Source organism: Pseudoruegeria sp. HB172150, from assembly GCF_013184805.1.
Classification (GTDB): Bacteria; Pseudomonadota; Alphaproteobacteria; order Rhodobacterales; family Rhodobacteraceae; genus Psychromarinibacter.
In genome coordinates, this window is sequence record NZ_JAATNG010000006.1 from 244730 (window position 1) to 269869 (window position 25140).

Consider the following 25140-nt stretch of genomic DNA (forward strand, 5'->3'; position numbering starts at 1 on the left):
AGCGCTCCGATCGGTTAGGGCCACGCGGTGATTTTGGTTTGAACCGGATAGCCGGGCCAGCCTGGGGGACAGATTGATGGCTTTCATTCGCCTATGGCAGGCGGCAATTATTGTCGTCGCTGTGAGTTTTAGTACCGTCGCTGGAGCCGGCGAGGTGCTGAGCGAATCGAATGATCCGAGCATTCAGATGGATGAACGCTTTGACGACACGCTGGGCCAGATTGTGGCGGGAACGGCGGCAGAAGCAGCGTCGTTGGCGACGGAATACACTATGGCTTGGTTGGACACGATGCCGAGAGCCAACGGCGGCATTCAATGGGCATGCCTCGCGGAAGCATTGTATTTTGAGGCGCGTGGCGAAAGCGTGCGCGGCCAGTTCGCCGTGGGTGAGGTGATCTTGAACCGTGTCGAACGCCGGGAATTTCCCGACACCGTCTGCGGTGTCGTTCACCAGGGAACCGGGCGCCGCAACCAATGCCAGTTCAGCTATTCCTGCGATGGTTTGGCAGAGGTCTTTGCTAACAAGGCTGCCTATGTGAGGGCCGGAAAGGTGGCGCGGGTGCTGATGGACGGAGCAGCCAGAACCTTGACTGGCGGCGCGACCAATTTCCACACCCCCGCAGTCAGCCCGCGCTGGGCGCGCCGTTTCGAGCATACGGCGACCATCGGCCGGCACCTTTTCTACCGGATGCCGTTGAAAATCGCGTCGAACTGAGCCGCGGCGCTTTCGGGTTCGCATCCAGTGCGGCCTGTGTTTAGGTAAGTCTCCTGAGGAACGGGAGGCCTGCCGAGATGAGCAACGAAATTCACGACGCTTTTGCGCATCCAGAGGCGCGGGCGGCGTCCACCGCTGACCCAGGGATGCCCGACCGAATCTCGCTGCGCGACCATATCGTCGAGGCCGAGATCGGCGCGTTCCAGGCCGAGCGTGGCCGGACACAGAGGCTTTGTTTCAACATTGTCGTGGAGCTCACGCCGCCAACCGGGCCGGTCGATGATGATGTTGATCGCATCGTGAGCTATGACAGGGTGACCGAGGCGATCCATGGCGAGCTGGCAGCAGAGCGGCTGAATCTGCTGGAGACGTTGGCGGAGCGGATCGCCGAGCGAGTGCTAAATGAGCCGCGGGTTCGGCGGATTTTCGTTCGGGTCGAAAAGCTCGACCGGGGGCCGGGGGCATTAGGTGTCGAAATTGTACGGTCACGACGTGCCAGTGCACGAGCCGTGCCCGAGGGCGCGGCGGTGCCTCATCCCACCGTCATGTACTTGACAAACCATTTTATCCGCGCGCCGGAATTGCCCAACATCATTGACGATTTCACCACCTCGGGTGAGCCGTTGATCATTTGCGTCGGCTTTCCGGAAGGGCCGCTGCCAGAAGCGGGATCGCGACTTCCGCAGCGGCGGGTCGACCTGCTGGCGATGGAGCAGAATGCTTGGATTCTGGCGAGTCGCGACAGTCGTTGTGTGGTGGTCGGAACACGGACCGAACTCGACTGGGCAATGAAGCACGGGCAAATCTGCGTCTGGGCGCCGTCGAAGATCGTGCTGGATGCGGTGGACGGGCCCCGTGCGGTCGATGGCCCATCGCTGGCCGCCTGGTTCGCGGCGCTGGTGGAGGCGCGTGAACTGGTCGTTTTAGGGACTGCTGCGCCGATTTCTGCCGCCGTTCCTGTGCGCGAGATGCTGACCAGCCGATAGGTCTTGTCCTTTCGGCCGTGCTCTTTCAAATCCTCTGGTCATGAAGACCTACTATCGCCCGATCCCGATGACCGATCCCGCGCGTCCGCGCAAGGCGCTGTCGCTGGCCGGAGGTTGGTGCTGGTTCGACCGGGTTGAGCGGATGACGCGCGACGAGGGCGAAGTGATCCCGGCGGATGATGCGCCGGCGAATGTGCTGGAGCGGCTGACGGCCGCACGCACTCCGCTCGCGGGCATCGGTTGGGAGGCTCCGCGAATGATGGGTATCCTGAACGTGACACCAGACAGTTTCTCCGATGGCGGGAAATTTCTGGACGTAGAAGCGGCGCTGGGTCAGGCGCGACGTTTGCGCGACGAAGGTGCCGACATCATTGATATCGGAGGAGAATCTACGCGGCCCGGTGCGGCGGAAGTGGCGGTTCCAGAAGAGAACTCGCGGACAGAGCCGGTGATCGGCATTCTAGCGAATGAGATCGACATTCCAATCTCCATCGACACGCGCAAGTCCGTGGTGGCCAAGGCCGCGCTGCAGGCCGGGGCAACGCTTCTGAACGACGTGGCGGCCATGGAATACGATCCCTGCATGGCGGCGCTCGCGGCGCAGAGCGGCGCGCCGATCTGCCTGATGCATAATGTGGGCGACCCGGCCACGATGCAAAACGACCCGCACTACGACGACGTGCTTTTCGATGTCTATGACTACCTGGAGGCGCGGGTGGCCGCGGCAGAGGAAGCGGGAATTGCGCGGGGAAAAGTGATCCTAGATCCCGGTATCGGGTTCGGCAAGACACTCGAGCACAACCTGCAGCTATTACGGCATCTGAGCCTATTTCATTCGCTGGGTTGCGTGTTGCTGCTTGGGGCATCGCGCAAGCGGTTCATAGGAACGATCAGCAATGCGCCGGAAGCACAGGACCGGATGCCGGGATCAGTCGCGGTGGCGCTGGCCGGTGCGTTGCAGGGTGTGCAGATTTTCAGAGTTCATGATATGAAGGCGACAAGACAGGCCCTTAGCCTGCAGGCCGCCGTTACAGGCGAGAGGTGGATTGCATGAGTAGGAAGATCTTCGGCACCGACGGGGTGCGCGGGCGGGCGAATACCTATCCGATGACTGTTGACTTGGCGATGCGGCTCGGCGCGGCGGCAGGACGCTATTTCCGTCGCGACGGCGAGAACCGACATCGGGTGGTGATTGGCAAGGACACTCGCCTGTCGGGCTACATGATCGAGAACGCGCTCACAGCGGGCTTAACCTCTACAGGCATGAATGTTTTGCTGCTCGGTCCGGTGCCGACACCGGCGGTGGGCCTGCTGACCCATTCGATGCGGGCGGATGTGGGGATCATGATCTCGGCTTCGCACAACCCGTCGCACGATAACGGGATCAAGCTTTTCGGGCCCGACGGGTACAAGTTGTCGGACGAGGCGGAAGCAGAGATTGAGACGATCCTCGAGGGTGGGATCGACTATGCCCAGCCGCAGAACATCGGCCGCGCGCGGCGGATCGACGACGGGCGTCGCGGTTACATGGAATTCGCCAAGACGACCTTCCCGATGGGGCGCAAGCTGAACGGGCTTAAAGTGGTGATCGACTGTGCCCACGGTGCGGCCTACCGCGCCGCGCCGGAAGTTCTATGGGAGCTCGGCGCCGAGGTCGTGGCAATTGGCACCGCGCCGGACGGGTACAATATCAATGATGGTTGCGGGTCGACCGACACGGCACTAGCGGCAGAAACGATCCGCCGCGAAAAGGCGGATGTGGGCATCTGTCTCGATGGCGACGCGGACCGTGTGATGATACTCGACGAGAATGGCGAGGTGGCCGATGGCGATCAGGTCATGGCCCTGTTCGCGACTCGCTGGGCCGAAGCGCAACGGTTGCGCGGAAATACATTGGTCGCCACGGTGATGTCCAATCTTGGGCTGGAGCGCTACCTGCAGGGCAATCAGATCGCTTTAGAACGGACGCCGGTGGGCGACCGATATGTGGTGGAGAGGATGCGTGCCGGCGGCTGGAATCTGGGTGGCGAGCAATCCGGGCACATCGTGATGACGGATTATGCCACGACCGGCGACGGGCTGATCGCGGGGTTGCAATTTCTGGGTGCGATGGTGGAAACCGGGCAGCGGGCATCGGACCTTTCGGTCAGCTTCGAGAGGGTGCCGCAGTTGCTGAGAAATGTCCGCTATGCCGCAGGGACCGATCCTTTGTCGCTGCCGCCCGTTCGAAAGGCAATCACTGATGGTGAGGCACAGCTGAATGGAGCGGGGCGGCTGCTGATCCGGAAATCCGGAACCGAGCCGTTGATCCGGGTTATGGCCGAGGCCGAGGACGAAGCGCTGATGGCTCGGGTGGTTGACGAAATCGTGGCCGAAGTCGAAGCGGCGGGCATTCCTGCCTAAGGCGTCAGCCGATGAAGCGGTAGATTTCGGTTCTCAACTCGCCTTCCGGAACGCTGCCGGGATCGTCCACGTAGATCTCCCACACGGGCATGGCCGCTTCGATTCCCTCTGTCTGCATGTGGTTCTGCAGAGTCTTATGTGTCTGGTTCAAAGTGGCGTATGGACCGACATGGGTTGCCACCATTGCGTCGCCAGCAGGCAAAGTTCCGGTCTCGATCTCACCTTCCGGCTGATCTGCATCGCCCGGGGCGACAATCACACCTGACCGGAAGCGCAGCTTTTCGCGGGACATTTCGAGATATACCGTAATCGGCGTGCTCCCCGGGGCGATACCCTTGCCGGCGAGATGGTCGAAGACCTTTCTAAAGGCGTCGCCCATGGCTGCGGTGATGGTGGTTCCGTCGAAGTCAGTTTCGCAGTCGACGTAGTAGTAGGGCTGTGCGGGCAGCGTTTCGCGGCGGATGTCCATGGTTGGTCTCTTCGAGGCAATATGTGGCGCGGACATCGTAACATGGCCGAACGTTTCGCAGCACGTATTGGTCGGCCGAAAAACACTCATTTCCGACTGGACGGCACTGTCGTTCGATTCAACGGAGGAGGGGTCTGCGTTGCAATGGTCATAGCGCGCGGCGCGTTAGGCGGGCGGTATTGTCTTCTGCGATCTATTGAATGCCCACCATCGCTTAAAAAGCAGGCTGTTGGCAACGGTTGGTGGCACGTAAGCATCATTTCGGACAGGGAATGCTGCGGTGCAGCATTCGAAGCTGGATCGCGTGCCGATGCTACTCCAGCCTATTGGGAGGGGAGGGCAACTCCGGGTAGTCGAAGGAGCCCCGATATGTGTTTGACCACCGAAGCGCTGTTAACTTTCTTGGCGCTTTTGCCGCAGGAGCGGATTGAAGTGTCGTCAGAACGGATCGTCATTCACGCCGAAGTTCGCGATGCGGTCTGGGAAGCGCGCGGCGAGGACTGGTGCACAAAAGCCCCGAAGATTGATGCGGCATTGCGCCTGAAGGCCGGCGAGAAGGCCTGATGTCTTGGAACTGTAAGGGCCCCGGCTGGTGCCGGGGCCCTTACCGTAGAGCCGATTGGCTTAGTTCTTTTCCTTGTCGACCATCTTGCCAGCCGAGATCCATGGCATCATGCCACGGAGCTTTTCGCCAACCTGTTCGATCTGGTGTTCGTCGTTAATCCGGCGAGTGCCTTTAAAGAACGGCTGGCCCACGGCGTTTTCCTGCATGAAGTCACGTACGAATTTGCCGGTCTGAATGTCCGTCAGGACCTCCTTCATTCGCGCCTTGCTCTCGGCATAGGGAAGGATGCGCGGCCCGGAGACGTATTCGCCGTATTCAGCGGTGTTCGAGATCGAGTAGTTCATGTTGGCGATGCCGCCTTCGTAGATCAGATCCACGATCAGCTTTACCTCGTGTAGGCACTCGAAATAGGCCATCTCGGGGGCGTAGCCCGCCTCGACGAGGGTTTCGAAGCCCATGCGGATAAGTTCGACGAGGCCGCCGCAGAGAACCGTCTGTTCGCCGAAGAGGTCAGTCTCGCATTCCTCGCGGAAATTGGTCTCGATGATGCCCGAGCGGCCGCCGCCGATGGCGGAGCAATAGCTGAGGCCGAGTTCCAGCGCTTTCCCGGAGGCATCGTTGTTGACGGCCACGAGACAGGGCACGCCGCCGCCCTTTGTGTACTCGCCGCGGACGGTGTGGCCGGGGCCTTTGGGGGCCATCATGATGACGTCGATCTCTTTCGGCGCCTCGATCAGGCCGAAATGGATGTTCAGGCCGTGGGCGAAAGCAATCGCGGCGCCGGGCTTGATGTGATCCTTGACGTATTTGTTCCAGGTGTCGGACTGAAGCTCGTCGGGCATGGTGAACATCATCAGGTCGCACCAGGCGGCGGCTTCGGAGATGCCCATGACCTGCAGGCCCTCGCCTTCGGCCTTCTTAGCGGATGCCGAGCCTTCGCGCAGGGCGACGGCCACGTTCTTGGCGCCAGAGTCGCGCAGGTTCAGCGCGTGGGCGTGGCCCTGGGAGCCGTAGCCAAGGATTGCCACCTTCTTGTCCTTGATGAGATTGATGTCGCAGTCACGATCGTAATAGACGCGCATGGTCTGTCCTCCGGTTGTTCCGGGAAGTGTCCTAGATTGGACGGCTCTGGTTTACGAGACTGATTTGGCATGTTTCTCAGCCATTCTTCGTGGTAATCATGCGCGTAGTATCGAATATTCGGAGATTTCATGCTTGATGACATGGATCGGCGATTGTTGAGGCTTTTGCAGGACGATCCGGGTCGTGTCGCACAGGACCTGGCAGAGCACGCCAATCTCTCCGTCCCGCAGGTGCAGCGCCGGCTCGAGAAACTACGCGGTTCGGGCGTGATCCGTGGAACTCGGGCGGTGATCGATTGGCGGGCTTTGGGCTATGAAGTTCAGGTGAGCTTGCGCTTCAACCTCGACAAGACACAACGCTCTGCCTTCGACGAATTCCTCGCTGCTGCGCGCGAGGTCCCCGAGGTGATCGAGATACAGACCTTTCTGGGCAAAGTCGATGTGCGGTTAAACGTAATAGCACGGGACATGCGGCACTATCAGGACATCTATCGTAACCGGATCCTCAGGCTTCCGCATATCGCAGATATCGAGGCGCTGGTGCTTGTGGCGACGGTGAAGGCAGAGGAGTGGCTGCCAATATGAGGACCGCATGACGGAATTGGATGAGATCGACCGTTTGCTGCTGCGTGAAATGTCGGAGGACGCGACGCAGTCGGCCGGACTTTTGGGGCGCAAAATTGGACTGAGCCAACCTGCAACCTGGCGCCGTGTTCAACGGCTCTATGGCTCGGGCGCGCTACGCGGGCGACGGCTGGACCTGGATGCTGAGAAGCTAGGTTTCGGGGTTACGGTTTTTCTGGGTGTGAAGCTGGCCGCAAAGGGCGGTGTCGGGTTGGAAGCGTTCGAGCGAGCGGTGTCAGCCATTCCCGAGGTGCAATTGGTACAGCATGTGCTGGGCCTCTTCGATTACCGCTTACGTGTGGTGGCGCGGGATCTTTCAGATTTCGAGCGCGTGCTTCGCCGGCGGATCATGGCATTGCCAGGCGTCGGGAGCATCGAAGCGAATGTTATGCTGAGCGAAGAACGTCTGCCGGGTCCTCTCTGATGCCTATATTTTGGGACCTCGAACGACATCGGCGGGAAATTGCACAAAGCATACTTCTTGGGAATGCCCATGAAAGCCAGCATTCAAAGGCTTTGGCTGATATCACGCAATTGCTATCAAGAGTTGATTAACAAAACAATTAAAAAATCTATAGTAGAAAATCTGACCTACAGTAAACTGGCTCTATGTCGCCTCAAGGAGTGCTGCTTCTGCAGCTTGAGGCGAGGCGAAGTCACAAGGAATGAGGTTAGTTAAATGCATCGAGTCTCCCCAACAATCGCAACCGCTCTCGCCGTGCCCGCACTGTCCCTGATCTTGGCCCAGCCGGTTTTTTCGCAGGCTGCGATCGTAGGCATCGAGGGACTGGACGACCGGATCGACGACATTCAGGAAGACGTCGACGATGATCTGGCAGATGCCCAGGATTCGGCGCGTTTCGGACCGGCGCAGTTCGATCAGGGCTGGAGCGGCAGTGTTGCACTCGGTTTTTCTGCGAACAGCGGGAACACTGACACGGTCGATCTGAATTTCGCGGGCCGGTTCCACTACGGACAGGGACCCTGGAGCCATACGTTCGGATTTGCGGGCGAATTCTCCGAGGACAACGACGTCCGCAGCGAGGAAGAGGTCTTCGCCACCTATGACGTGAACCGGTCATTGAATGACAGGTTTTACATCTTTGGTCTGGCGTCGGTCCGTTATGATGCCTTCGACAGCAACGAGTGGGACCTGTTTGCTGGCGCTGGACCGGGATACCGGATCATCAACACTTCGGACGCGGCATGGCGGGTGCAGGCCGGGCCTGGCGTTCGGTATGTCGAGGACCAAACCGGCGCTAACACCACCGAGGTCGCCGGTGTTGTGGCGTCCCGTTTCTACTATGCCTTCACCGATTCCGTGTTCCTGACGAATGACACCGATGTGCTGTTTTCGGATGACAGCACCTTGGTGACCAATGATCTCGGCTTGAACTTCAAGGTAACCGACGTGTTCTCCACGCGGGTATCCTACCGGACGGAGTATGACTCCGATCCGCTACCGGGCTACGACAATACCGATAATACTTTGGGTGTCTCGCTGGTCTACGGGTTCTGACGCCCTACTCTATAGACGTAAAAAGGTGCAAAACTGCCGGGGCGATGTTTCGTCCCGGTTTTTTGTTTGGTCCGTTTCAGCTATCTAGTTGCGCATCCTTGGAGGGACGGTGACCGTAAATTCGGTGCCCTTGCCCTTTTCGGTGACATAGCGGATCTCGCCGAGATGATAGTCGACGATTTCCTTGACGATGCTCATGCCGAGGCCCGTACTGCTTTGGGGTCTGGCATAGCCTTCCCTCGCGCGTTTGAAGCGATCGTACAGTACAGGCTGCAGTTCCGCCGGAATGCCCATGCCTTGGTCCCGGACCCAGAAACCGCTTCCGTCCTGTGTCAGGCCCATCACGACAGTACCGCCTTCGGGGGAGGCCTTGATGGCGTTGGACAGCAGGTTGGTTAAAACCTGAAGCAGGCGGCTGGAATCACCCTCCACTGTGAAGTCCACGTGGCTCTTCTCGTCCACGACAATCTCGACAGAGTGCTGAGAGGCATAACCTGCCATGTCGTCTGCTGCACGGTGTAGAAGTGTCAAAAAATCAATAGCTTCAACCTGGAGAGCGAAGCTCGAATCGCTTAGTACCTCCAATTCCAGGATGTCGTCTACCAAGTGCTGCAGCCGCTCGGCATTGCGGTGGGCAATGTCGACGAGTCCGGCGGATTTCTCCGACAAGTCCCTCGTATTCAGAGCAAGGAGTTTCAGTGAGCCCAGGATCGATGTTACCGGCGAGCGCAACTCGTGGCTGACATTAGAGATCAATTCCTTGCGGGTTGTTTCCATCGCGTGGCGCTCCGAGATGTCTCGGACCATAACGACATATCCGTTGAACTCGCTCTCCTCGTTGAAGAGTGGCGTGACTGCTACCTCACCGAGGAATTCCGATCCTTCGCGCCGGCGGAAGGTCAATTCAAGCGCATCGCGCTTGGACGGCGGGTCGTTATAGTACTTGTTGGTCAAGGCGGCGTAGTCACTGACCGAAGGGTACAGGATGGAGGTCTGGCGCCCGATCAGCTCGGCGGAGCTATAACCGAACATCTCCTGTGCAGCAGGATTGGCGAGCCGGATACGGCGCTGTTCGTCACATAGGATGATGGCTTCGGGTACAGTATCGAAGACTGCTGTCAGAAGGGCGGATTGGCGAGCGACGGCGCAATGTTCTTCGCGGCGCTGCCATTCCTGACCAAGCCATCGGGCGAAGAAGCGCACCAGCGCGATCTCACGCGGTTCAAAGGGCTCTCGTTGCTCAGGGTTCGAGAAGTTCACTGTGCCGACACGGACGCCCCCGGCGACCAACGGCACGCCGATATAGCTTTCCAGCCCGAAGCCCCTGTAACAGGGATGCGTCGCAATTCGAGACGCACCGGCGTGATGAAAGTGGGTCACATCGCCGGCTTCGAGCGTGTGGATACAGTAGGTTTCACCGAGAGCGAAATATGTACCGGCTGTAGGTGCCCAGTCAGGACCCTCGCAGTGTAGTACCTCGTAACTTTGATCGCGGATGCGGCTGACGATCCCAAGTGGCATACCAAGGACCCGCGTGCCGAGCTGCAGCAGCTTCTGGATTTTGATTTCGAGCGGCAGGTCTGGCTCTACTGCCAGCATGTAGAGTGTTCTGAGCGCAACCTCGGTCTCAGGCGACGGATCTGCGGCGATAATCTCGGCTTCCCAAGACAGCGTGTTTTGTTCGATCATCCTGGTGACTTTACGGCAATGCCGACTGTTTCCGAGTATCTGCGGTAATTGGTTCGCACTGCGATATGATAGCTTCCCGGGTTAGCGATCTTGATGAAGATCGAGTTCTTATTTTCAATTCTGAGTTGCACGGGTGGAATTGGATTTCCAGACCGACCGTGCGTTTTTGTTTCACTGTTGCACCTAGTTCTGCAGGTTATGGCTATTCCGGCGTTTGGCGGAAGCGCACCGTCGCAATGCCAGCCTCGTTTACGAAGCTGAGTTGGTCGCCGTTGCGTTCATAGCGCGCAGTGTCCGCGATGGCAGCGAGAAAGTCCGTCTCGAGCTTCATCTTGTTGTCCGGGCAGAGCATCATGGTGCCGGCGAGCGGGCTGGCCAGGGCGAAGCCGCCATCTTCAAGCTTGACCGAGCCTATTTGTCGATTGCAGCCGCCGAAGATCGCAATGCTTCCGTCTCCTGCGATGGTCATCGTCGGTGGATCCTCCGCTACCAGCATCCGGCCACCGATCTCGTAGGCGGTCCAGGTTGCACCGGTTATGCCGGAAGGAGGTTCTTCGCTGGCCATGATTTGCATCACGATGTCGACGCTGTCGGGCCCGCCGCGGGTGATCACCGGGATGGCCGTGGTCAAGCGGAACAAGACCTGATCGCCGGAGTGAATCGCCGCAGTCACGGTATAGGTCAAACGCTGGTCGATGAGGCTGCTCTCATACGGCAGATCGACCGTGGCCGGGACGCCCCGGATATGCAGCCTTTGGGATGAGAGCTGGATCGCCGGCGCACCGGCCCGGGACGTGTCGAGCAGGTCGATTTCGAGCACCGCGTCCGGGGGCAGGGCCATGCGCTCCAGGTATCGCGCGGTTACTTCGATGGTGCGGACCTCGGCAGAGGCAGTCAGCGTCGGTAACGTCATAGCCATGACAGACAAGGCAAGGATCTTGCGCATCTTTTTCCTCCGTGATGAGCGATCAGCGTCGGACCTGTGTGTAATGCTAGGCGACCCGGGTGATGCGTACCAGTAGTGGCGCAGCAGTGGCGTGTTACCGCCGACTCCGAAATGGCAATCCGCTGCTGGCATACAGCTTGACCGGTGTAGAATGACGGGTAATGGATGAAATGTGCGGCTTCGGGCCGCGCGTGGTTGGGGCGAAGCGGTGGTTCAGGGTTTTCTCTCGATCCTCTTTGTGACCGGGGCATTTCTGCCCATCGCGATCGCCATCGCATTCAGCCCCTTTACCGTGGTCGCAGTAGTCCTTGTTCAGGGTTCTCCTGAAGGACCGGCTGCCGGCCTGAGCTTTCTGTTCGGTTGGCTCTTTGGGTTGACGACGCTGACATTCCTGATGATCCTGCTTTTGGGTGGCGCTGAAAGCGAGTTCGCCATCTTTGGACCCATGATGCAGCTAGTCATCGGGGTATTGCTGCTCTGGGCGGCGTGGAAGAAATGGCGCGGCCGGCCACGCGGCGCCATCGTACCGGAGCCGCCAGGTTGGCTGAGGTCGCTGACCACCGTAACCCCCGGCCGGGCGATGGTGGTGGGCGCGATGATCGGCGGCGTGAACCCTAAGAATGTGGCACTTGCCATTGCGGGAAGTGCGATCATCGTCGGACATGAACTCTATTCATTGGGCACAGTCGTGGCCGGAGCGGTGTTCGTGGCGCTTAGTACCGTCACCGTCTTCGGCACTGTCATGTATCGTTTGCTGGGCGGAGCGAAGGCGGAAACCTCGCTTGGCGTGGTGAAGGATTTTATGCTGCGCAACAACAACGTGATCCTGATGCTGCTTTTCCTGCTTATCGGTGTGAAGGTTCTGGGTGACGGGCTGTCCGCACTAGCTGCGAGCGAACTCTACTGAGGGTACGGATTCGCTTTGCCCCGGCACACCGTCTGGGGTAGCGAATGGCCAATCTTTAGGGAGACCTGCCATGTCCGCTTTGCTCGATACCGTCGATCCCGATGGTCTGCTGGAGTTCTCGGTTGTCTTTACCGACCGCTCATTGAACCACATGTCCACCGCTTTCCAGAAGGTGATGCGAGACATCTCGTCGATGCTGAAGGTGGTCTATGGGGCCGACTCGGTGGCGCTGGTACCGGGTGGCGGGACCTATGCGATGGAAGCGGTGGCGCGGCAGTTCGCGACCGGCAAGAAGGCGATGGTGATCCGGAACGGCTTCTTTTCCTATCGCTGGAGCCAGATCTTCGAGATGGGGTCGATCCCGGCAGAAGAGACGGTGCTGAAGGCCCGGCGGACGGGGAATGCGGTGGATGCGCCATTCGCGCCGGCACCCATTGAAGAGGTCGAGGCGAAGATAGCCGAGTTGCGCCCGGACGTCGTGTTCGCCCCGCATGTCGAGACGGCGTCGGGGATGATCCTGCCAGACGAGTACATTCGGCGGGTCGCGGCGGCGGTCCACGAGAACGGCGGGCTGTTCGTGCTCGATTGCATTGCATCGGGCTGTGTCTGGGTGGATATGCGGGCGGTCGGCGTGGATGTGCTGATCTCTGCCCCGCAGAAGGGCTGGTCGGCGCAGCCTTGCGCCGGGCTGGTGATGATGAACGAGGATGCAGTGGAGGCGTGCAAGTCCGCGGTATCGACCTCCTTTGCCGCCGATCTCGGCAAGTGGCTGGCGATCATGGAGGCCTATGAGGATGGCGGCCATGCATATCACGCGACGATGCCGACCGATGCGTTGCGGGTGTTCCGGGATACAATGCTGGAGACTAGGGAATATGGCTACGACAAACTGAAAGAAGCGCAGTGGGAACAAGGTCATCGAGTGCGTTCTGCGCTTGAGAAGCGTGGCGTGAAATCAGTGGCGGCTGAGGGGTTCCAGGCGCCCGGTGTGGTCGTCAGTTATACGGGCGATGCGGAGATCGCGACCGGGAAAGCCTTCGCCGCGCTGGGCGTGCAGGTCGCGGCCGGTGTGCCGCTAATGTGCGACGAAGGCCCCGAATACCGTGCGTTCAGGTTGGGCTTGTTCGGGCTCGACAAGCTTGTTGACGTTAACGCCAGCGTGGCACGTCTGGAGGCAACGCTGGACAAGGTGATGTGATCAGTATTTCGCGCCGCAACGCGACTGTCATGTCAGCGCGGCCGCAGGCCGAGGCGGGCGAGTCTGTCAGTCAGGTCGGTGTATAGGCTGATGCGCTCCTCGGGGCTGAGGAAAGCACCGATTTCCACCATCCGGCCCGAACCTTCGAGCGTCAGGTAGTTTTCCACCGGGCCCCCTGATTCATGCAGCTTAACGCGAACCCAATAGGGGTTGGCCTGCCAGCTTTTCTCGGTGCCGCTGGGTTCCCGGCGCACCACCTCGATATGATCCTGGTCGAGCAACAGGTCCTCACGCAAAGAACCGTCACGCCACGAACGCCGGATCAGGTACCATGTAAGCGCCAGGGTGCCCATCAGGAACGGCAGTAGTCCCCAGAGCACGGGCGATCCAAGTACCGCAAAGAGCGGGACCAGCAACAGCAGGAAAGTGATGCTGAAAAAGGTCACGAATCCCTCAGGCGAGAGGGAGCGGTGTGGCCACAGCATCAGATGCCAGCCAATGACGGCATCGTTGGTGCCGGAGGCGGCAACGGTGTCCCATTTGTACGGCATGTGTGACTCAGTTGTCCGACTGAAGCGTCGGATGGGAATCTGCGGCGTTCAGCCAGGCTTGTCCAGAGGCCAGCCGGCAAGGTGGCAAACACTCTGATTGGTGGCTAGATCTGCCTGCAAGCACGGAAACGTTATGCCCCGGAGCCGGGTTCTGGCGTCGTTGCCTTGTCGCAGGCCACATTTGTCTGTGATGGTCGACTTGTGAGGCTTCAGTAACCGAAGAGGATTCACCATGAAGGCAAGGCAAATCGCGTTTATCGCACTGACAGCGGCCGTATATTCGGCAAGTGCCGCTGCCGAGCCTTTGGAACAGAGTTGCCGGATTCTCGACGTGGTTGGCAACAACCGGGCCGGAATGGTCAATGAGCTGGTCGAGGAGATCTCGACGCGCTGGCCTCAGTCAAATCGGGATGGTGCGCAGCAGAATTTCGCGAAGCTTCTGGAAGAGCAGGTGTTTTCGGGGGGAACCGTCTACCAGATCGCGAAACTAGGCGACGACGTCGAGGAGCACCTGATCCTGCTTCGGCTGAAACTGGGGGAGATTGCCGGCATACGCCTGCTTTACGAGTGGAGCCCGGACGGGATGGCTGTGACGAACCTCGAGTTCAAGCGCAAGTTCGTGGAGTATGCTGAACGCCCGTTTCTGCAAGAGCCGGTCGCGCTGGATTGCCCGTGAGATAGGCCCAGAAACTCTACGTTCATGCCAGACTGAAGAAAGAAAAGCCCGGGAAGCGAACCGCATCCCGGGCTTTTTAGTCCTGCCGGATGACAGCAGATTTAGTGGGCGTGGCCCTTATCCCAGTCGCTCTGCTTCGGGAGCGTCTCGAACGTGTGCTCCGGAGGCGGCGAGGGCAGGGTCCATTCCAAGGTGTCCGCGTACTCGTTCCAGTAGTTATTCTGGTTCACCTTGGCGCCACGGGTCAGTGTGTAGAACACGATTCCGATGAAGAACAGGAAGGATGCGAAGGAGATAAAGGCGCCGATCGACGAGATATGGTTCCAGAACGCGAATGCCTCCGGATAGTCGATGTAGCGGCGCGGCATCCCCTGACGTCCGAGGAAGTGCTGCGGGAAAAACGTGATGTTCACGCCGATGAAGAAGGTCCAGAAGTGGATCTTGCCAGCGAGTTCCGGGTACTGACGGCCGGACATTTTACCGATGTAGTAATAGATGCCGGCGAAGATTGCCATTACCGCACCAATCGACATCACGTAGTGGAAGTGCGCCACGACGTAGTAGGTGTCGTGATAGGCGCGGTCGATGGGAGCCTGGCTCAGCACGATGCCGGTCACGCCGCCGAGCGTGAACAGGAAGATGAAGCCAAATGCGAAGAGCATCGGCGTCTTGAACTCGACCGATCCGCCCCACATCGTCGCGATCCACGAGAAGATCTTGATACCAGTCGGTACCGCGATGACCATGGTGGCGAGCATGAAGTAGCTTTGCTGGCTGAGCGTCATGCCGACAGTGTACATGTGGTGCGCCCAGACAACGAAGCCCAGGGCGCCGATGGCGATCATCGCCCAGACCATCGGCAGGTAGCCAAAGACAGGCTTGCGGCTGAACGTGGCAACGACATGGCTGATGATGCCGAATCCGGGAACGATCACGATATACACTTCCGGGTGGCCGAAAAACCACAGGATGTGCTGGTAAAGCACCGGGTCGCCGCCGCCGGCGGCGTCGAAGAAGGTGGTGCCGAAGTTCCGGTCGGTTAGCAGCATGGTAATCGCACCGGCCAGAACGGGCAGGGAAAGCAGGATCAGCCATGCGGTGACGAAGATCGACCATGCGAACAGCGGAACCTTGAACAGCGTCATGCCCGGGGCGCGCATGTTCAGGAAGGTGGTGATCATGTTGATCGCGCCGAGGATCGACGAGGCACCGGAGAGGTGCACGGCGAAGATCGCGAGGTCGGTGGAGAAGCCGCCTTCGGATGTGGAAAGCGGCGGATACAGCACCCAGCCGATGCCCGAACCGGCTTGTCCGTCGCCGCCGGGCGAGAACACTGACGCAATGGCCAGCGAGGTGCCGGCGACGAACAGCCAATACGACAAGTTGTTCATTCGCGGGAATGCCATGTCCGGTGCACCGATCTGCAGCGGCATGAAATAGTTTCCGAAGCCGCCGAACAGGGCCGGGATGACCACGAAGAACATCATCAAGATGCCGTGGCCGGTGATCAGCACGTTCCAGAGATGACCGTTAGGGGTACATTCCGCCGAGGAGGCGATGAAACGCATGCCTTCCTGACACATGAACTGCACACCGGGGTTCATCAGTTCCATCCGCATGTAAACGGTGAAGAGAACCGAGATGAAGCCGAAGGCGGCGGCGGTAAAGAGGTAAAGGATCCCGATGTCTTTGTGGTTCGTGGACATGAACCACCGGACAAAGAAGCTCCGGTTGTCCTCGTGTTCGTGGCCATGGATGGCGGCGTCGGCCATACGTGCCTCCTGCTTTCCCGTTAGACTGTTATCGGACGTAGTCCGAGTCGCCTCGGATCGCCTGATTTGAATGCGTTTTAGTATCCGCGGCGGCGCGGGGCAATCAGTGATCCGCAAGAATGACGATCAGATTGTCGCAGGCGGTGCGGGATTTGACTTGAGTCATGGACGACAGGTTTGGGCGACACGGATGGCGTTGGCGAAAAAAAAGGCGCCCGCGGCCTGTGGCCGGGGCGCCAGTTCAAGGGACAGTTCGGGCGGCCAAAGGGGATGAGGCGCCCGAGGCAGCAGCCGTCTAGCTGGTGATCGTGATAAGGGGAACGATCAGAAACATTCCCAGCCCGACCATCGTCAGGAAGAGCGATTGTACGGACATGAGGTGCACCTCCAGTTAGGCAGCTTCGATGCACAAACGTTGTACTGTGTGTTAAGGTTCCGTGAAAATTCAGGAATTCCCGCCCGTATGGAATTCCTTACCCAACGTCATCTGGATTCGGGAAAATCTGCGGGAATGTCAGCTTCAATGCATTGTCCAGATCCGGCATGGTTACCGGCAGGCCGAGATCGACCAGAGACGAGACACCATGCCCGGTTACGCCGCAGGGTACTATGCCGTCGAAATGGGAAAGGTCAGGTTCGACATTTATCGATATCCCGTGAAAACTGACCCACTTCCGCAGGCGAATGCCAATCGCGGCAACCTTGTCCTCACGTGGGCTGCCGTCGGGTAGCGACGGCTTTTCGGGGCGCGTAACCCAGACGCCGACGCGACCGTCGCGAATTTCGCCCGTCACGTTGAATCGATCCAGAGTGGAAATTACCCATTTTTCAAGATCTTGAACGAATTTTCTCACGTCGTGCCCGCGCCTGCCGACATTCAACATGACGTAGACCACCCGTTGTCCTGGACCGTGGTAGGTGAATTGCCCGCCGCGGCGCGTCTCGAACACGGGAAACCTGTGAGGGTCTTTCAGATCCTCGGCTTTTGCCGAGGTGCCGGCTGTGTAAAGCGGTGGGTGCTCGACCAGCCAAATGGCCTCGTCCGCAGTCCCGGAAGCGATCGCTGCGGCGCGGTCTTCCATCACGGCTACGGCGTGGTCGTAATCCGTCAAGCCGTCGGAGATGATCCAATCCACCATGATAGGGGTTTCAGCCAAATGATGGCCAATGTCCAGCCGGGCCAAATAGCCCACAGACCCGGAAACCCTTTGAACCAAAAAGCGTAGGCAACCGACACACTTGTGATACAGTCGGTGCAGAGCCGATTATTTTCAGCCCTGGAGAGGTCCATGTTTAAGAAGAAACTTGTCGCGCTTACCGCGACTGCTGCTGTGCTTGCTGCCCCTGCCCACCGTGCCGCTGCCGATGTCGGTGACGCGCTTCTGGGTGGGATCGTCGGGGGTGTGGTCACTGGTGTGATCATCAATGAAGCGAACAAGAACAAGCCGCGACCAACGAAGCGGGTTTACGTGACGCCCCGTCCCGACTCGCCGGCTCGCGCCGCAAATCGCGTGACACAAACGTCGCTGAACTACTTCGGGTTCAACGCTGGCGGCGCCGACGGCGTGTTCGGCCCGCAGACCGCTCGGGCCGTGAGCAGCTATCAGGCGTTCTTGCAATTCCCGGTGACCGGTCAGCTGACGCCGTTCCAGCGCGAGGTGCTTGTCGGCGCGTACAACCGTGGGCAAGTCGGCGACTATGCAACGATGCAGTTGGTCTCCACCGATCCGATGGGTGCCCGTGCCTTGCTGATCGCACAGCGAGACATGATGACAGGCAAACCGCCTGCTTCGGGCGGCGGTGCGCCTGTTACAACGATGGCCTCGGCCGAATCCGATGCCCCGCCAGCGGCGGAAGCACCGGCAACGCCGGAAACACCACCGCTTGTCGGTTTGCCGGTGATCCCGGTTCCGACAGGGAACGGCCAGCTGGCCGCGTTCTGCTCCAGCCCGACCGTGACCGGCCCGCGGATAACCCCTGTGTCGATGACGGATCCGAAGCCGGCGCTGGAGCAGGTGTTCTGCGGTGCTCGGGCTGAAGCAATCGATGACTCGACAGGGCTGGCCAACTCCGTTCAGGGCGTGACCCTAGCCGATATCGAAGCGCAGTGCGAACAGCTGGGTCCTGTGATGGCCAGCTATGTAACGTCGCTCTATGGCAAGCCGCGTGCCGACGTGATCGGGGATGTCACAGGCTTCGTTTCGTCGAGCGGTACCGATTCTGCGCAACTGGCCTCTACAGCCAAGATCTGCCTTGGGATAGGGTACCGGAAGGATAACATGAACGTGGCGCTGGGCTCCGGCCTGCTGCTTGTCGCGCTGGGCCAGCCGGCCTATGGCGAGTTGATGGGTCATCACCTGTACCATGGGTTCGGCACTGCGGCGAACCAGGATCGCGCGATGGACTGGCTCATCTGGACTACGGATGAACTCGCCAATGGCGCGACCCCGGTTTTCGGGGATGGCGCTCGCACGGAGCTTGTGGACGAGGCCGTCTATCGCCTGAATGGCGGAGCACCCGCATCTGCCGCGAAATCCACGTCTACCAAGGGCAAACTGCCGGTCGTCCAGACCAACAACTAAGCCTATTTAGTAACAGAAGAACCCGGGCCGCGCGTCGGCCCGGGTTTCTTTTTGCGCATGCGAAAATCGGGCTTCACATCGCCTGTCGGCTCGTTTAAGACCCGCGCACCAATTCAAGTGTGCGGTCGTGGCGGAATTGGTAGACGCGCAGCGTTGAGGTCGCTGTGGGGTAACTCCCGTGGAAGTTCGAGTCTTCTCGACCGCACCAATGTATTAGCTAAGTGTCTAATATATAAAGAATATTTCAAGCGTGGGAAATTTGGCCCCCCTTTTAGCCCCCCTTCCGAAGGGCGATTGTACGGACAGCAATGAGCATCAATGGCTAGTAAGCGAGTCGCCAACGCTCTATCGTTTCTTGGCCTGGGTATTGTCGTAACCTAGGGCATCGCGATGCTCTTCAATCATGGAGAGATCGCGATGAGGATCTTGTCAAAGCACCAGCTGAAGGAGTTGGTCCTGTACTCGCCGCAGCACATCGCACGCCTGGAGAAGGCAGGGAAATTCCCTAGGAGAATTATCCTTGGCCCCAACAGGGTGGGATGGGTCGAAGACGAAGTCCTAGACTGGCTTCAGACGCGGCTGGATAGCAGAGAGACGACCTGACCGACACTCCCTGAGTGGGAGTAAGGGCGGCCCAGCGTGCACAGCTTGGCCGCCCGACAATTCCGGCCCAAAGCCGACCTTGGGGCCGCGAGACAACGCCGCGGCGCAGCTTCACCGAAGCAGTCGTTCGCGCGTCGCGCAGCATTTTCCAAGGGCCAAGGTCCGCTGAGCGGACAAAGTGAATATTGCTTCCGGCTGGCAACACGGGCTAAGAAACGCACATGGTATTTCACACTTCAAACACTCAATTGCCGCAGGGTATTACCATTCGCCTTGCATGCCGACGGGACATCGGACCTGCTCTAGTCAAACTTTTGGACGATTGTTTTTCTGCGACTTTCGATGGCCGCACATTTTATAAGCAACAACCTCATCATCGCCTTCTCGCGTTCGAAAATGATCGCCTCGTTGGACATGTCGGACTCGATTTTCGCGTAATCACCGTGGGGGGCACGCTCTACGAGATCGTGGGTATTATCGATCTGTGTGTTGCTGCGGATCGGCGTGGTCTAAAAATTGGGACCGCCCTCGTTCGGGCGTCTGAAACATTCGATGTCGGGCGTGACTTCTCACTTCTCTTCGCGGATGATCATCGTGTGTATGAGGCTAACGGTTACCAAAGGATTGTACCGGCTCATACGCGTTGGCTTGCAATCGATGAACTACGTAGCCACTCCGTCATAGAGCGTGATCTGCATGATTGTTTTATGGCCAAATCTTTGGGGACGACGCCATGGCCGAGGGGCGAGATTGATCTTCTGGGCTACCTGTTTTAGTTCAACTCACGGCCCACACCAGCCATTCATCGGGGCATTCCGTGCTGCATCGCAGCTACCCCAAAGCGGACTTTAAGATGAATCGAAGGAACGTACACTTTCTGAGAACAATAGGATTGGGTCCCATAATCGTTACAGTGCGCGGTATGGTCCACAAGCCGTCAAGTTCAATAAACGCAAATAGGTTCGAACGCGAACTGGCCCGAACATGCGGCATTCAAAGCTAGCGGTAGTCCGGAAAGTCGCCATCCCGAAGATAGACGAGCATATCCGCATTGCATAGAACCGCGCTGTAGAACACGTGCTCCCACGAATTTCGCGTGGGCACAGCAGCGTTGTCCCGAAAGAAACCTAGGTTGGTCTCGACATCAAGGTCCTCTTCGCGAAGCTTTTGGCAGAGCCGAAGCAGGCGTTGGTGCTGGTTACGAAAAAAACGAGCGTAGCGTTGAACAATGCCGAGTTCCTTAACATGTCGATTTACTAAGGCACGCTGCGGCGCAGGCAATTGAGGCACTGCACCAAATTCAAAGGCCGGAGCGTCAAATGGTGGTTCTATAGTGAGCTGGAGTACCTGGTTGGCGGCAAACACATCGAAATAGGGGTGAATAAAGAACTTGGGATCTGCCGCATCGCCCGTCTTATCCTTTTTGTTCGTTTGGCAGGCGTCGCACATTGGGAAAAGATTGTATGGCGTAACGCAAAAGTGTGGGTAGAGCCCCTTAGGCAAATAGTGATCCAGAGTATTTGGCGCGCCCGCCTCGCCGCAGGCTGGACAGAGCGACAGCTTATGATCCCGCATTGCCGCGAGCATGTTTCCTTGTACGGACCCATCCTTAGGCGACAGGTACAGGTTAAGAAAGCTGTTCTTCTTGTATTCAATGTCAGGCCATGTTGGCACTGCCGATGGCGATCCTTCTGCATCGACATAGGCCTGGACACGATCACGCCATTCTTCAGCGATGCCGGCAAAGAAGCCCGCATTAACGCCAGCTTGCCGCTCTTCAACCACATCGCCTACCATTTCAAGGCTGCAGGCGGCAGGCACCTCAAGCAACATTACCACTGGCCACGCTCCGTCGCCTTTATCTGAACGATGAGTTCCTCATTAATCTGATCGCCGAGTTCGGTGATTAGTGCTTCGGCCGAACCTAGCTCCTCTAGTTGCGCCCTAATCCAATCTTCAAAGGGCTTCGACACCGATTTGTCACCGAAGACATAGGAAGAGATCCGCTGGAAATCTCCGCCAAAGGTTTGAAAAGGCGGGTGCCTAAGGATGATGTCGTCTTCGGTGTTTTCAAACACGTGGACGCAATGAGACGGAACCTCCCGCACAGTTACCACCGAATGGGTCGCGAGCAACGCTTTCGAATTGAAACGCGAAAGGATCATTTTGAGCATCTCGACAAACTGGATCTCGAGAGTTGGATGGAGAAAAAGCTCTGGCTCATCTACCAGGATCAGACTGTTTCGGCGAATTGCACCGAGGATGTTGATTACGATGTAAGCAAAAAGTCGTTGACCTGAACTAAGCTCAATCGGTTGACCATCGAGGAAGAAGGTGACGCCTGATGTCGCTTCGAGCGTTGCGCTCAACCGCTCATTATCGAGCTCCACGACGCGATCGGACGCGATCGGAATATAGCGCCGTCGATCTTCTCCATCGCCGACATCAACGGCAAGTGGATCGATATCTTCGACGTCGTGATAGAAGGACTCCCTTCTTTTGCGCGGGCCAACTTCGACAGCCGCGAAGTCGAATGCCATCGCGGTTCTGAGGACACTTTCCATTGTCGCGACCTTGCGAGACCAGTCTCGGATCGAACGCAAGCGTTGATCGTCGGCGAGGCACTGGACCAGGGACCGCGCTGCATTTCGCTTTGGAAAGTAATGAGACAGCGTGATCCGCCCGAGCTTTTTGGCGTCGCTCGGCTTTGTGCGACCGCGGAGACCGAAGTAACGATAGGACTCCTTGTCCTGGAGTTCGCGGCCTGCGAGATCGACCGGAAAGCGCTCGAAGGGACTGTACGAAACCACAACAAGTTGGCTTAGGTTGGGCTTCTCGACGAAGCCGTGATCGCCTTCCTCTGAAGGCGAAATCCAGTGCTTTACTATTTGATGCAGCAACTGCGATTTGCCATAGCCGTTTGGACCGATCAGGACGTTAATATCGTGAGGGAGCCGCGTCTGTGGCTGGAACTTTAGCTCAAGAGTGCTCTAGTTGCCGACAGCATTTTCGAACCTGAAGCCGAGATTCTGCACTGCGATTGCCTGCTCCTCAAACACCCGCCAGCCATCAATGAATGCTTTCATGCTGGAGCGCTCGCGCTGGAGGGAACTACCAAAGCCTTCGCTGTCCACAAGCGCTTTGGCGTCTGCGTCGTCAACGACATTGACGAGATAGCTTGCGTCCCGGAGCACGGTTGCAACTTCTGTAGCAACCTCCACACCGAGCGCTCCTGCGATCTGCTCATAGAAGGTAATTTCGCCAGGTACGGAGACATAATCAGTGTCGGGGACAGGGAAGACGCCGTCCCAGCCCGCGTCTCGAGCCCTGTCCAAGGCTGAACTGGACGTGCGCTCGTCGGCCACTAGTAGCCGAAGTCCTGGCAGCTCGACTATCTCGCCACCAAGTCTACAAGTGACCGGGAACGTTGTCTTAAAGCCGTAATCGTCCCAGTTATTAGTCAATAGCTCGATGACGTCTCCCGCAATTTGTGGCGGCGGGTTGGTGCGTCGGCTCCGGCGACTAAGATAAACAACCTGCATTTGATTTGCCGAACCGCTATGCGCGGTCTCCCCTCAACGATCCGAACATTTCCGAAATACTCCGGTCATCGTCACGTTCGGCGCGATAGCGCTCCTTCCATTCATCCTGCATATGGTCTGCATATTGATCCTCTTGTTCTTCAAACTCGGCGTTCGCTTCCTCAACGCGCTGGATCATCCGTTGAACGTTGACGCCAAGTTGATCTCGAAACAGTTCTAAGTCTTCGATTAGGTCAGAAAACTGTTCGCGCGACCGACATTCACTCAGATCGTCTGAGAACTGATTTTGCTGATACCGGAGGAAGCTTTCGCGGGCGATGGCCCTCTCACTTCCTGCGTCTTGCCCGTCAACTACACCAAGGAGCTCGCGCAGCTCGTCTGATCGGCAGCCGGTTCTGGCTTCTTCCAAAGCAGCCTTGAGAACCACACCACGCATTTTGCTTAGGCTGTCCTGCGGCAATGATGACGCTGCATCCATTGCACGGATCAACTCTACCGCGTCATTGATTTCTGGTCGCTCGGACTTCCATTCTTCGATCAATCGCGTATAGGCCGGTTCGACCAGTGCACCAATCGCACTAGGATCAATTAGATTAGCCATATTTACAACGGTCGCGAGCCGCCGCTCAAAGCTCGGGCCGGAGTAGGCAACGCCACCGCCCTCCATATTGACCCTACGTCGACGATCGGCCAACCGCGCTATCGTTGGAGCGATCCGGTCCGACTTATCCTTCAGAGCACTCCGAATAGCGGCGCCTTCCTCGGTCTTTGCAAGGCCCCAAATCTGCTCGATCTGCCCGAAACTCGCCGCACCCTGAACCATGTCTACTGCGTTGTCTGGTGTGTCGCGAGCAACAGCGTTTAGCAAATCAAGAACGGATGGATCAATTACTTCAAAGCCATGCGGGCCCCAAGGTTTGATGAAGCTGTTCACAACCTCTCGGATGCCTGTGCGCAGATCGTCCGGCCGTGTTGAAAAGTTGTACCGCGACGCGCGATGGGCGTGGAGCGGCTCGAACGCGTTTTCCAGAGCACGACCGCCGCACTGACCACCAAGTGTGCGTATAGAGAGCAAAACCGAGCGGCCCGCCTCCGAAATCTCCTCATCGTAGGCATGGCGCCAGATCTCCGAGGGGTCACGCAGAAGGTTGTTGACGAACTCGCGATACTTTTCCACTGGCACATGCTTCAGTCGGCGATATGACGACAGCCACTCTATCAGTCGTGGATTGAATTTCTCGTGCTTCACGATCCGCATGTAGAACTCATCTTCCAGCAGTTTGTTCTGGTAGGCGGTCGGCAAGTCACTGAAGTGAAGATGATTGTAGAGGATGCGGGCACGCTGGATCGTTGTATAGCTCGGCATGTTGAGTACGACGCGAAAATCGCGAAGTCCCGCATGACGAAACCGCTCGGACCGACCTAGCGCCTGAGAGAAGACGTGCTCACGAGTCGTTAACACGAGACGTGCGTCTGGTGTCGCCCGGACCATCGCGATGAAGTTCAAGAGCGCTCGGTCATTGGCGTTTTGAGTACGGTCACCTGCGAATGTCGCGCCCATGAAGTCGTCAAAATAGAAAATCTGCCGTATTCCTGGCTGGAACAGTTCTTCGCCTTCCCGAACATCACGCTCGATGAGAACGGCCTGGTAGCCCTGCTCTAGATGGGAGTATAGCAAAAGGTCCGCGAGGGTCGTTTTGCCGACGCCTGGGGGGCCGGCAATGATTGCGACCCGTTCTTCCGCTAGCATCTTAAGTGCTTTAGGATATGCTTCATTCGCGACGTAGCGCCGCGCCAACTGATAGACTTGGCGCGCCTTGAATTCGCTGCGGGTCAACGCCGAGTTGTGAATGACCCGATCAAGGACGGCCCGGCTGGCCAACCAAAGCTTATAGTGTTGCCCCTCGACTTCGGGATGCTGGCCGATCAAGTTGTTTAAATCGTCAGGACCAAAAACGTCGTGAGGCTTTAAGTAGTCCCCGCCGATCACACCCACAATAGCGTCTTTATTGAGTGGAGACAGCGGGACGGAAGTTACCAAGACGTATCGCGAAGGTTTCAATCGGCGGACCTTAATGGCCTCCTTCTTTAGATCGCGCATTAGGCCTTTTAGACCTGTCCTTAAGTAATGCTTTACCTGGACGATCATCTTGGACGGTCCAGAAGCGTAACGAAAATCGATGCCACTGTCCCGGCCAGTCTTGAAGCTTTCAAGATTGATGTCCCAACTTGCTTGGAACAGATCGCGGGTCAAAACCTCAAGATCATGAGGAGACAATTGATGGAAGTCATACTCGGGCATTCTTAGGGC

General features: G+C 58.2%; 25 protein-coding genes and 1 tRNA gene. 15 read left to right on the forward strand and 11 right to left on the reverse strand.

Annotated elements, in window-relative coordinates; all coding sequences use genetic code 11:
- Window positions 1-76: 76 nt before the first annotated feature.
- The 4 genes from HCO70_RS21635 (at window position 77) to glmM (ending at window position 4104) form a co-directional block, all read left to right on the forward strand.
- On the forward strand, window positions 77-715 hold the full coding sequence (locus tag HCO70_RS21635; RefSeq protein ID WP_172299972.1) for a cell wall hydrolase: 639 nt from the start codon (window positions 77-79) through the stop codon (window positions 713-715).
- A 77-nt stretch (window positions 716-792) separates the two neighbouring features.
- Window positions 793-1701 (forward strand): dihydroneopterin aldolase, encoded by a 909-nt coding sequence (locus tag HCO70_RS21640; RefSeq protein WP_172299973.1) that lies wholly within the window; start codon window positions 793-795, stop codon window positions 1699-1701.
- Window positions 1702-1741: 40 nt separating this feature from the next.
- The gene (gene folP / locus HCO70_RS21645) at window positions 1742-2755 is read left to right on the forward strand and encodes a dihydropteroate synthase (RefSeq protein ID WP_172299974.1); all 1014 of its coding nucleotides are present in this window, start codon (window positions 1742-1744) and stop codon (window positions 2753-2755) included.
- The gene (gene glmM, locus HCO70_RS21650; protein WP_172299975.1) at window positions 2752-4104 is read left to right on the forward strand and encodes a phosphoglucosamine mutase; all 1353 of its coding nucleotides are present in this window, start codon (window positions 2752-2754) and stop codon (window positions 4102-4104) included. Before folP ends, glmM begins: the two co-directional genes overlap by 4 nt.
- Window positions 4105-4108: 4 nt before the next feature.
- Here the strand turns inward: glmM and HCO70_RS21655 are convergent, their stop codons facing one another.
- A complete protein-coding gene (locus tag HCO70_RS21655) occupies window positions 4109-4573 on the reverse strand; it encodes a GyrI-like domain-containing protein (protein ID WP_172299976.1) in 465 nt (154 codons plus the stop codon).
- Window positions 4574-4942: 369 nt separating this feature from the next.
- Here HCO70_RS21655 and HCO70_RS21660 point away from each other — a divergent pair, with 369 nt between their 5' ends.
- Entirely contained in the window at window positions 4943-5137 is a 195-nt protein-coding gene (locus tag HCO70_RS21660) for a hypothetical protein (RefSeq protein ID WP_172299977.1), read from the forward strand.
- Between the two features lie 60 nt (window positions 5138-5197).
- Here HCO70_RS21660 and ilvC read toward each other — a convergent pair whose 3' ends face one another.
- Window positions 5198-6220 (reverse strand): ketol-acid reductoisomerase, encoded by a 1023-nt coding sequence (gene ilvC / locus HCO70_RS21665; RefSeq protein WP_172299978.1) that lies wholly within the window; start codon window positions 6218-6220, stop codon window positions 5198-5200.
- 129 nt (window positions 6221-6349) lie between these two features.
- Between ilvC and HCO70_RS21670 the strand changes: the two genes are divergently transcribed.
- The 3 genes from HCO70_RS21670 (at window position 6350) to HCO70_RS21680 (ending at window position 8363) form a co-directional block, all read left to right on the forward strand.
- A complete protein-coding gene (locus tag HCO70_RS21670) occupies window positions 6350-6805 on the forward strand; it encodes an Lrp/AsnC family transcriptional regulator (RefSeq protein ID WP_172299979.1) in 456 nt (151 codons plus the stop codon).
- Between the two features lie 7 nt (window positions 6806-6812).
- Entirely contained in the window at window positions 6813-7268 is a 456-nt protein-coding gene (locus HCO70_RS21675; protein ID WP_172299980.1) for an Lrp/AsnC family transcriptional regulator, read from the forward strand.
- A gap of 294 nt (window positions 7269-7562) precedes the next feature.
- Window positions 7563-8363, forward strand: coding sequence for a YdiY family protein (locus HCO70_RS21680; protein WP_371742298.1), 801 nt, complete (start codon window positions 7563-7565; stop codon window positions 8361-8363).
- An 84-nt stretch (window positions 8364-8447) separates the two neighbouring features.
- On the opposite strand, the gene HCO70_RS21685 is transcribed toward HCO70_RS21680, so the two are convergent.
- Complete coding sequence (locus tag HCO70_RS21685) at window positions 8448-10052, reverse strand: ATP-binding protein (protein ID WP_172299981.1); 1605 nt, start codon at window positions 10050-10052, stop codon at window positions 8448-8450.
- 202 nt (window positions 10053-10254) lie between these two features.
- Window positions 10255-10998 carry a YbaY family lipoprotein gene (locus tag HCO70_RS21690; protein ID WP_172299982.1) on the reverse strand — a complete coding sequence of 248 codons (744 nt, stop codon included), beginning with the start codon at window positions 10996-10998 and terminating at the stop codon, window positions 10255-10257.
- Window positions 10999-11170: 172 nt separating this feature from the next.
- Between HCO70_RS21690 and HCO70_RS21695 the strand changes: the two genes are divergently transcribed.
- Together HCO70_RS21695 and HCO70_RS21700 are read left to right on the forward strand one after the other, a co-directional pair.
- A complete protein-coding gene (locus tag HCO70_RS21695) occupies window positions 11171-11905 on the forward strand; it encodes a GAP family protein (RefSeq protein WP_172299983.1) in 735 nt (244 codons plus the stop codon).
- Window positions 11906-11975: 70 nt separating this feature from the next.
- Window positions 11976-13103, forward strand: coding sequence for an aminotransferase class V-fold PLP-dependent enzyme (locus HCO70_RS21700; RefSeq protein ID WP_172299984.1), 1128 nt, complete (start codon window positions 11976-11978; stop codon window positions 13101-13103).
- Window positions 13104-13135: 32 nt separating this feature from the next.
- On the opposite strand, the gene HCO70_RS21705 is transcribed toward HCO70_RS21700, so the two are convergent.
- Entirely contained in the window at window positions 13136-13654 is a 519-nt protein-coding gene (locus HCO70_RS21705; RefSeq protein ID WP_172299985.1) for a DUF2244 domain-containing protein, read from the reverse strand.
- 232 nt (window positions 13655-13886) lie between these two features.
- Here HCO70_RS21705 and HCO70_RS21710 point away from each other — a divergent pair, with 232 nt between their 5' ends.
- On the forward strand, window positions 13887-14330 hold the full coding sequence (locus HCO70_RS21710) for a hypothetical protein (protein ID WP_172299986.1): 444 nt from the start codon (window positions 13887-13889) through the stop codon (window positions 14328-14330).
- A gap of 101 nt (window positions 14331-14431) precedes the next feature.
- On the opposite strand, the gene ctaD is transcribed toward HCO70_RS21710, so the two are convergent.
- Together ctaD and lipB are read right to left on the reverse strand one after the other, a co-directional pair.
- Window positions 14432-16102 (reverse strand): cytochrome c oxidase subunit I, encoded by a 1671-nt coding sequence (gene ctaD / locus HCO70_RS21715; protein WP_172299987.1) that lies wholly within the window; start codon window positions 16100-16102, stop codon window positions 14432-14434.
- A 473-nt stretch (window positions 16103-16575) separates the two neighbouring features.
- A complete protein-coding gene (lipB, locus tag HCO70_RS21720) occupies window positions 16576-17241 on the reverse strand; it encodes a lipoyl(octanoyl) transferase LipB (RefSeq protein ID WP_172300023.1) in 666 nt (221 codons plus the stop codon).
- A gap of 150 nt (window positions 17242-17391) precedes the next feature.
- Here lipB and HCO70_RS21725 point away from each other — a divergent pair, with 150 nt between their 5' ends.
- The 4 genes from HCO70_RS21725 (at window position 17392) to HCO70_RS21740 (ending at window position 20063) form a co-directional block, all read left to right on the forward strand.
- On the forward strand, window positions 17392-18684 hold the full coding sequence (locus tag HCO70_RS21725) for a peptidoglycan-binding domain-containing protein (protein WP_172299988.1): 1293 nt from the start codon (window positions 17392-17394) through the stop codon (window positions 18682-18684).
- Between the two features lie 121 nt (window positions 18685-18805).
- Window positions 18806-18892: transfer RNA gene (locus HCO70_RS21730), tRNA-Leu, on the forward strand.
- Between the two features lie 209 nt (window positions 18893-19101).
- Entirely contained in the window at window positions 19102-19287 is a 186-nt protein-coding gene (locus HCO70_RS21735) for an AlpA family transcriptional regulator (RefSeq protein WP_172300024.1), read from the forward strand.
- A 221-nt stretch (window positions 19288-19508) separates the two neighbouring features.
- Window positions 19509-20063, forward strand: coding sequence for a GNAT family N-acetyltransferase (locus HCO70_RS21740; RefSeq protein ID WP_172299989.1), 555 nt, complete (start codon window positions 19509-19511; stop codon window positions 20061-20063).
- A 223-nt stretch (window positions 20064-20286) separates the two neighbouring features.
- On the opposite strand, the gene HCO70_RS21745 is transcribed toward HCO70_RS21740, so the two are convergent.
- The 4 genes from HCO70_RS21745 to HCO70_RS21755 form a co-directional block, all read right to left on the reverse strand.
- On the reverse strand, window positions 20287-21126 hold the full coding sequence (locus tag HCO70_RS21745) for a hypothetical protein (RefSeq protein ID WP_172299990.1): 840 nt from the start codon (window positions 21124-21126) through the stop codon (window positions 20287-20289).
- Entirely contained in the window at window positions 21120-22187 is a 1068-nt protein-coding gene (locus HCO70_RS24675; RefSeq protein ID WP_216665562.1) for an AAA family ATPase, read from the reverse strand. The genes HCO70_RS21745 and HCO70_RS24675 overlap by 7 nt, the downstream gene beginning before the upstream one ends.
- Window positions 22188-22277: 90 nt before the next feature.
- On the reverse strand, window positions 22278-22652 hold the full coding sequence (locus HCO70_RS24680) for a hypothetical protein (RefSeq protein WP_216665563.1): 375 nt from the start codon (window positions 22650-22652) through the stop codon (window positions 22278-22280).
- A 193-nt stretch (window positions 22653-22845) separates the two neighbouring features.
- A complete protein-coding gene (locus HCO70_RS21755; RefSeq protein ID WP_172299991.1) occupies window positions 22846-25131 on the reverse strand; it encodes a restriction endonuclease in 2286 nt (761 codons plus the stop codon).
- Window positions 25132-25140 lie beyond the last annotated feature (9 nt).

Bases quoted from the DNA above. Each gene is read 5' to 3' on its own strand.
- HCO70_RS21635 (WP_172299972.1), top strand. From the start codon at position 77: ATGGCTTTCATTCGCCTATGGCAGGCGGCAATTATTGTCGTCGCTGTG.
- HCO70_RS21640 (WP_172299973.1), top strand. From the start codon at position 793: ATGAGCAACGAAATTCACGACGCTTTTGCGCATCCAGAGGCGCGGGCG.
- folP (WP_172299974.1), top strand. From the start codon at position 1,742: ATGAAGACCTACTATCGCCCGATCCCGATGACCGATCCCGCGCGTCCG.
- glmM (WP_172299975.1), top strand. From the start codon at position 2,752: ATGAGTAGGAAGATCTTCGGCACCGACGGGGTGCGCGGGCGGGCGAAT.
- HCO70_RS21655 (WP_172299976.1), bottom strand. From the start codon at position 4,573: ATGGACATCCGCCGCGAAACGCTGCCCGCACAGCCCTACTACTACGTC.
- HCO70_RS21660 (WP_172299977.1), top strand. From the start codon at position 4,943: ATGTGTTTGACCACCGAAGCGCTGTTAACTTTCTTGGCGCTTTTGCCG.
- ilvC (WP_172299978.1), bottom strand. From the start codon at position 6,220: ATGCGCGTCTATTACGATCGTGACTGCGACATCAATCTCATCAAGGAC.
- HCO70_RS21670 (WP_172299979.1), top strand. From the start codon at position 6,350: ATGCTTGATGACATGGATCGGCGATTGTTGAGGCTTTTGCAGGACGAT.
- HCO70_RS21675 (WP_172299980.1), top strand. From the start codon at position 6,813: ATGACGGAATTGGATGAGATCGACCGTTTGCTGCTGCGTGAAATGTCG.
- HCO70_RS21685 (WP_172299981.1), bottom strand. From the start codon at position 10,052: ATGATCGAACAAAACACGCTGTCTTGGGAAGCCGAGATTATCGCCGCA.
- HCO70_RS21690 (WP_172299982.1), bottom strand. From the start codon at position 10,998: ATGCGCAAGATCCTTGCCTTGTCTGTCATGGCTATGACGTTACCGACG.
- HCO70_RS21700 (WP_172299984.1), top strand. From the start codon at position 11,976: ATGTCCGCTTTGCTCGATACCGTCGATCCCGATGGTCTGCTGGAGTTC.
- HCO70_RS21705 (WP_172299985.1), bottom strand. From the start codon at position 13,654: ATGCCGTACAAATGGGACACCGTTGCCGCCTCCGGCACCAACGATGCC.
- HCO70_RS21710 (WP_172299986.1), top strand. From the start codon at position 13,887: ATGAAGGCAAGGCAAATCGCGTTTATCGCACTGACAGCGGCCGTATAT.
- ctaD (WP_172299987.1), bottom strand. From the start codon at position 16,102: ATGGCCGACGCCGCCATCCATGGCCACGAACACGAGGACAACCGGAGC.
- lipB (WP_172300023.1), bottom strand. From the start codon at position 17,241: ATGGTGGATTGGATCATCTCCGACGGCTTGACGGATTACGACCACGCC.
- HCO70_RS21725 (WP_172299988.1), top strand. From the start codon at position 17,392: ATGTTTAAGAAGAAACTTGTCGCGCTTACCGCGACTGCTGCTGTGCTT.
- HCO70_RS21735 (WP_172300024.1), top strand. From the start codon at position 19,102: ATGAGGATCTTGTCAAAGCACCAGCTGAAGGAGTTGGTCCTGTACTCG.
- HCO70_RS21740 (WP_172299989.1), top strand. From the start codon at position 19,509: ATGGTATTTCACACTTCAAACACTCAATTGCCGCAGGGTATTACCATT.
- HCO70_RS21755 (WP_172299991.1), bottom strand. From the start codon at position 25,131: ATGCCCGAGTATGACTTCCATCAATTGTCTCCTCATGATCTTGAGGTT.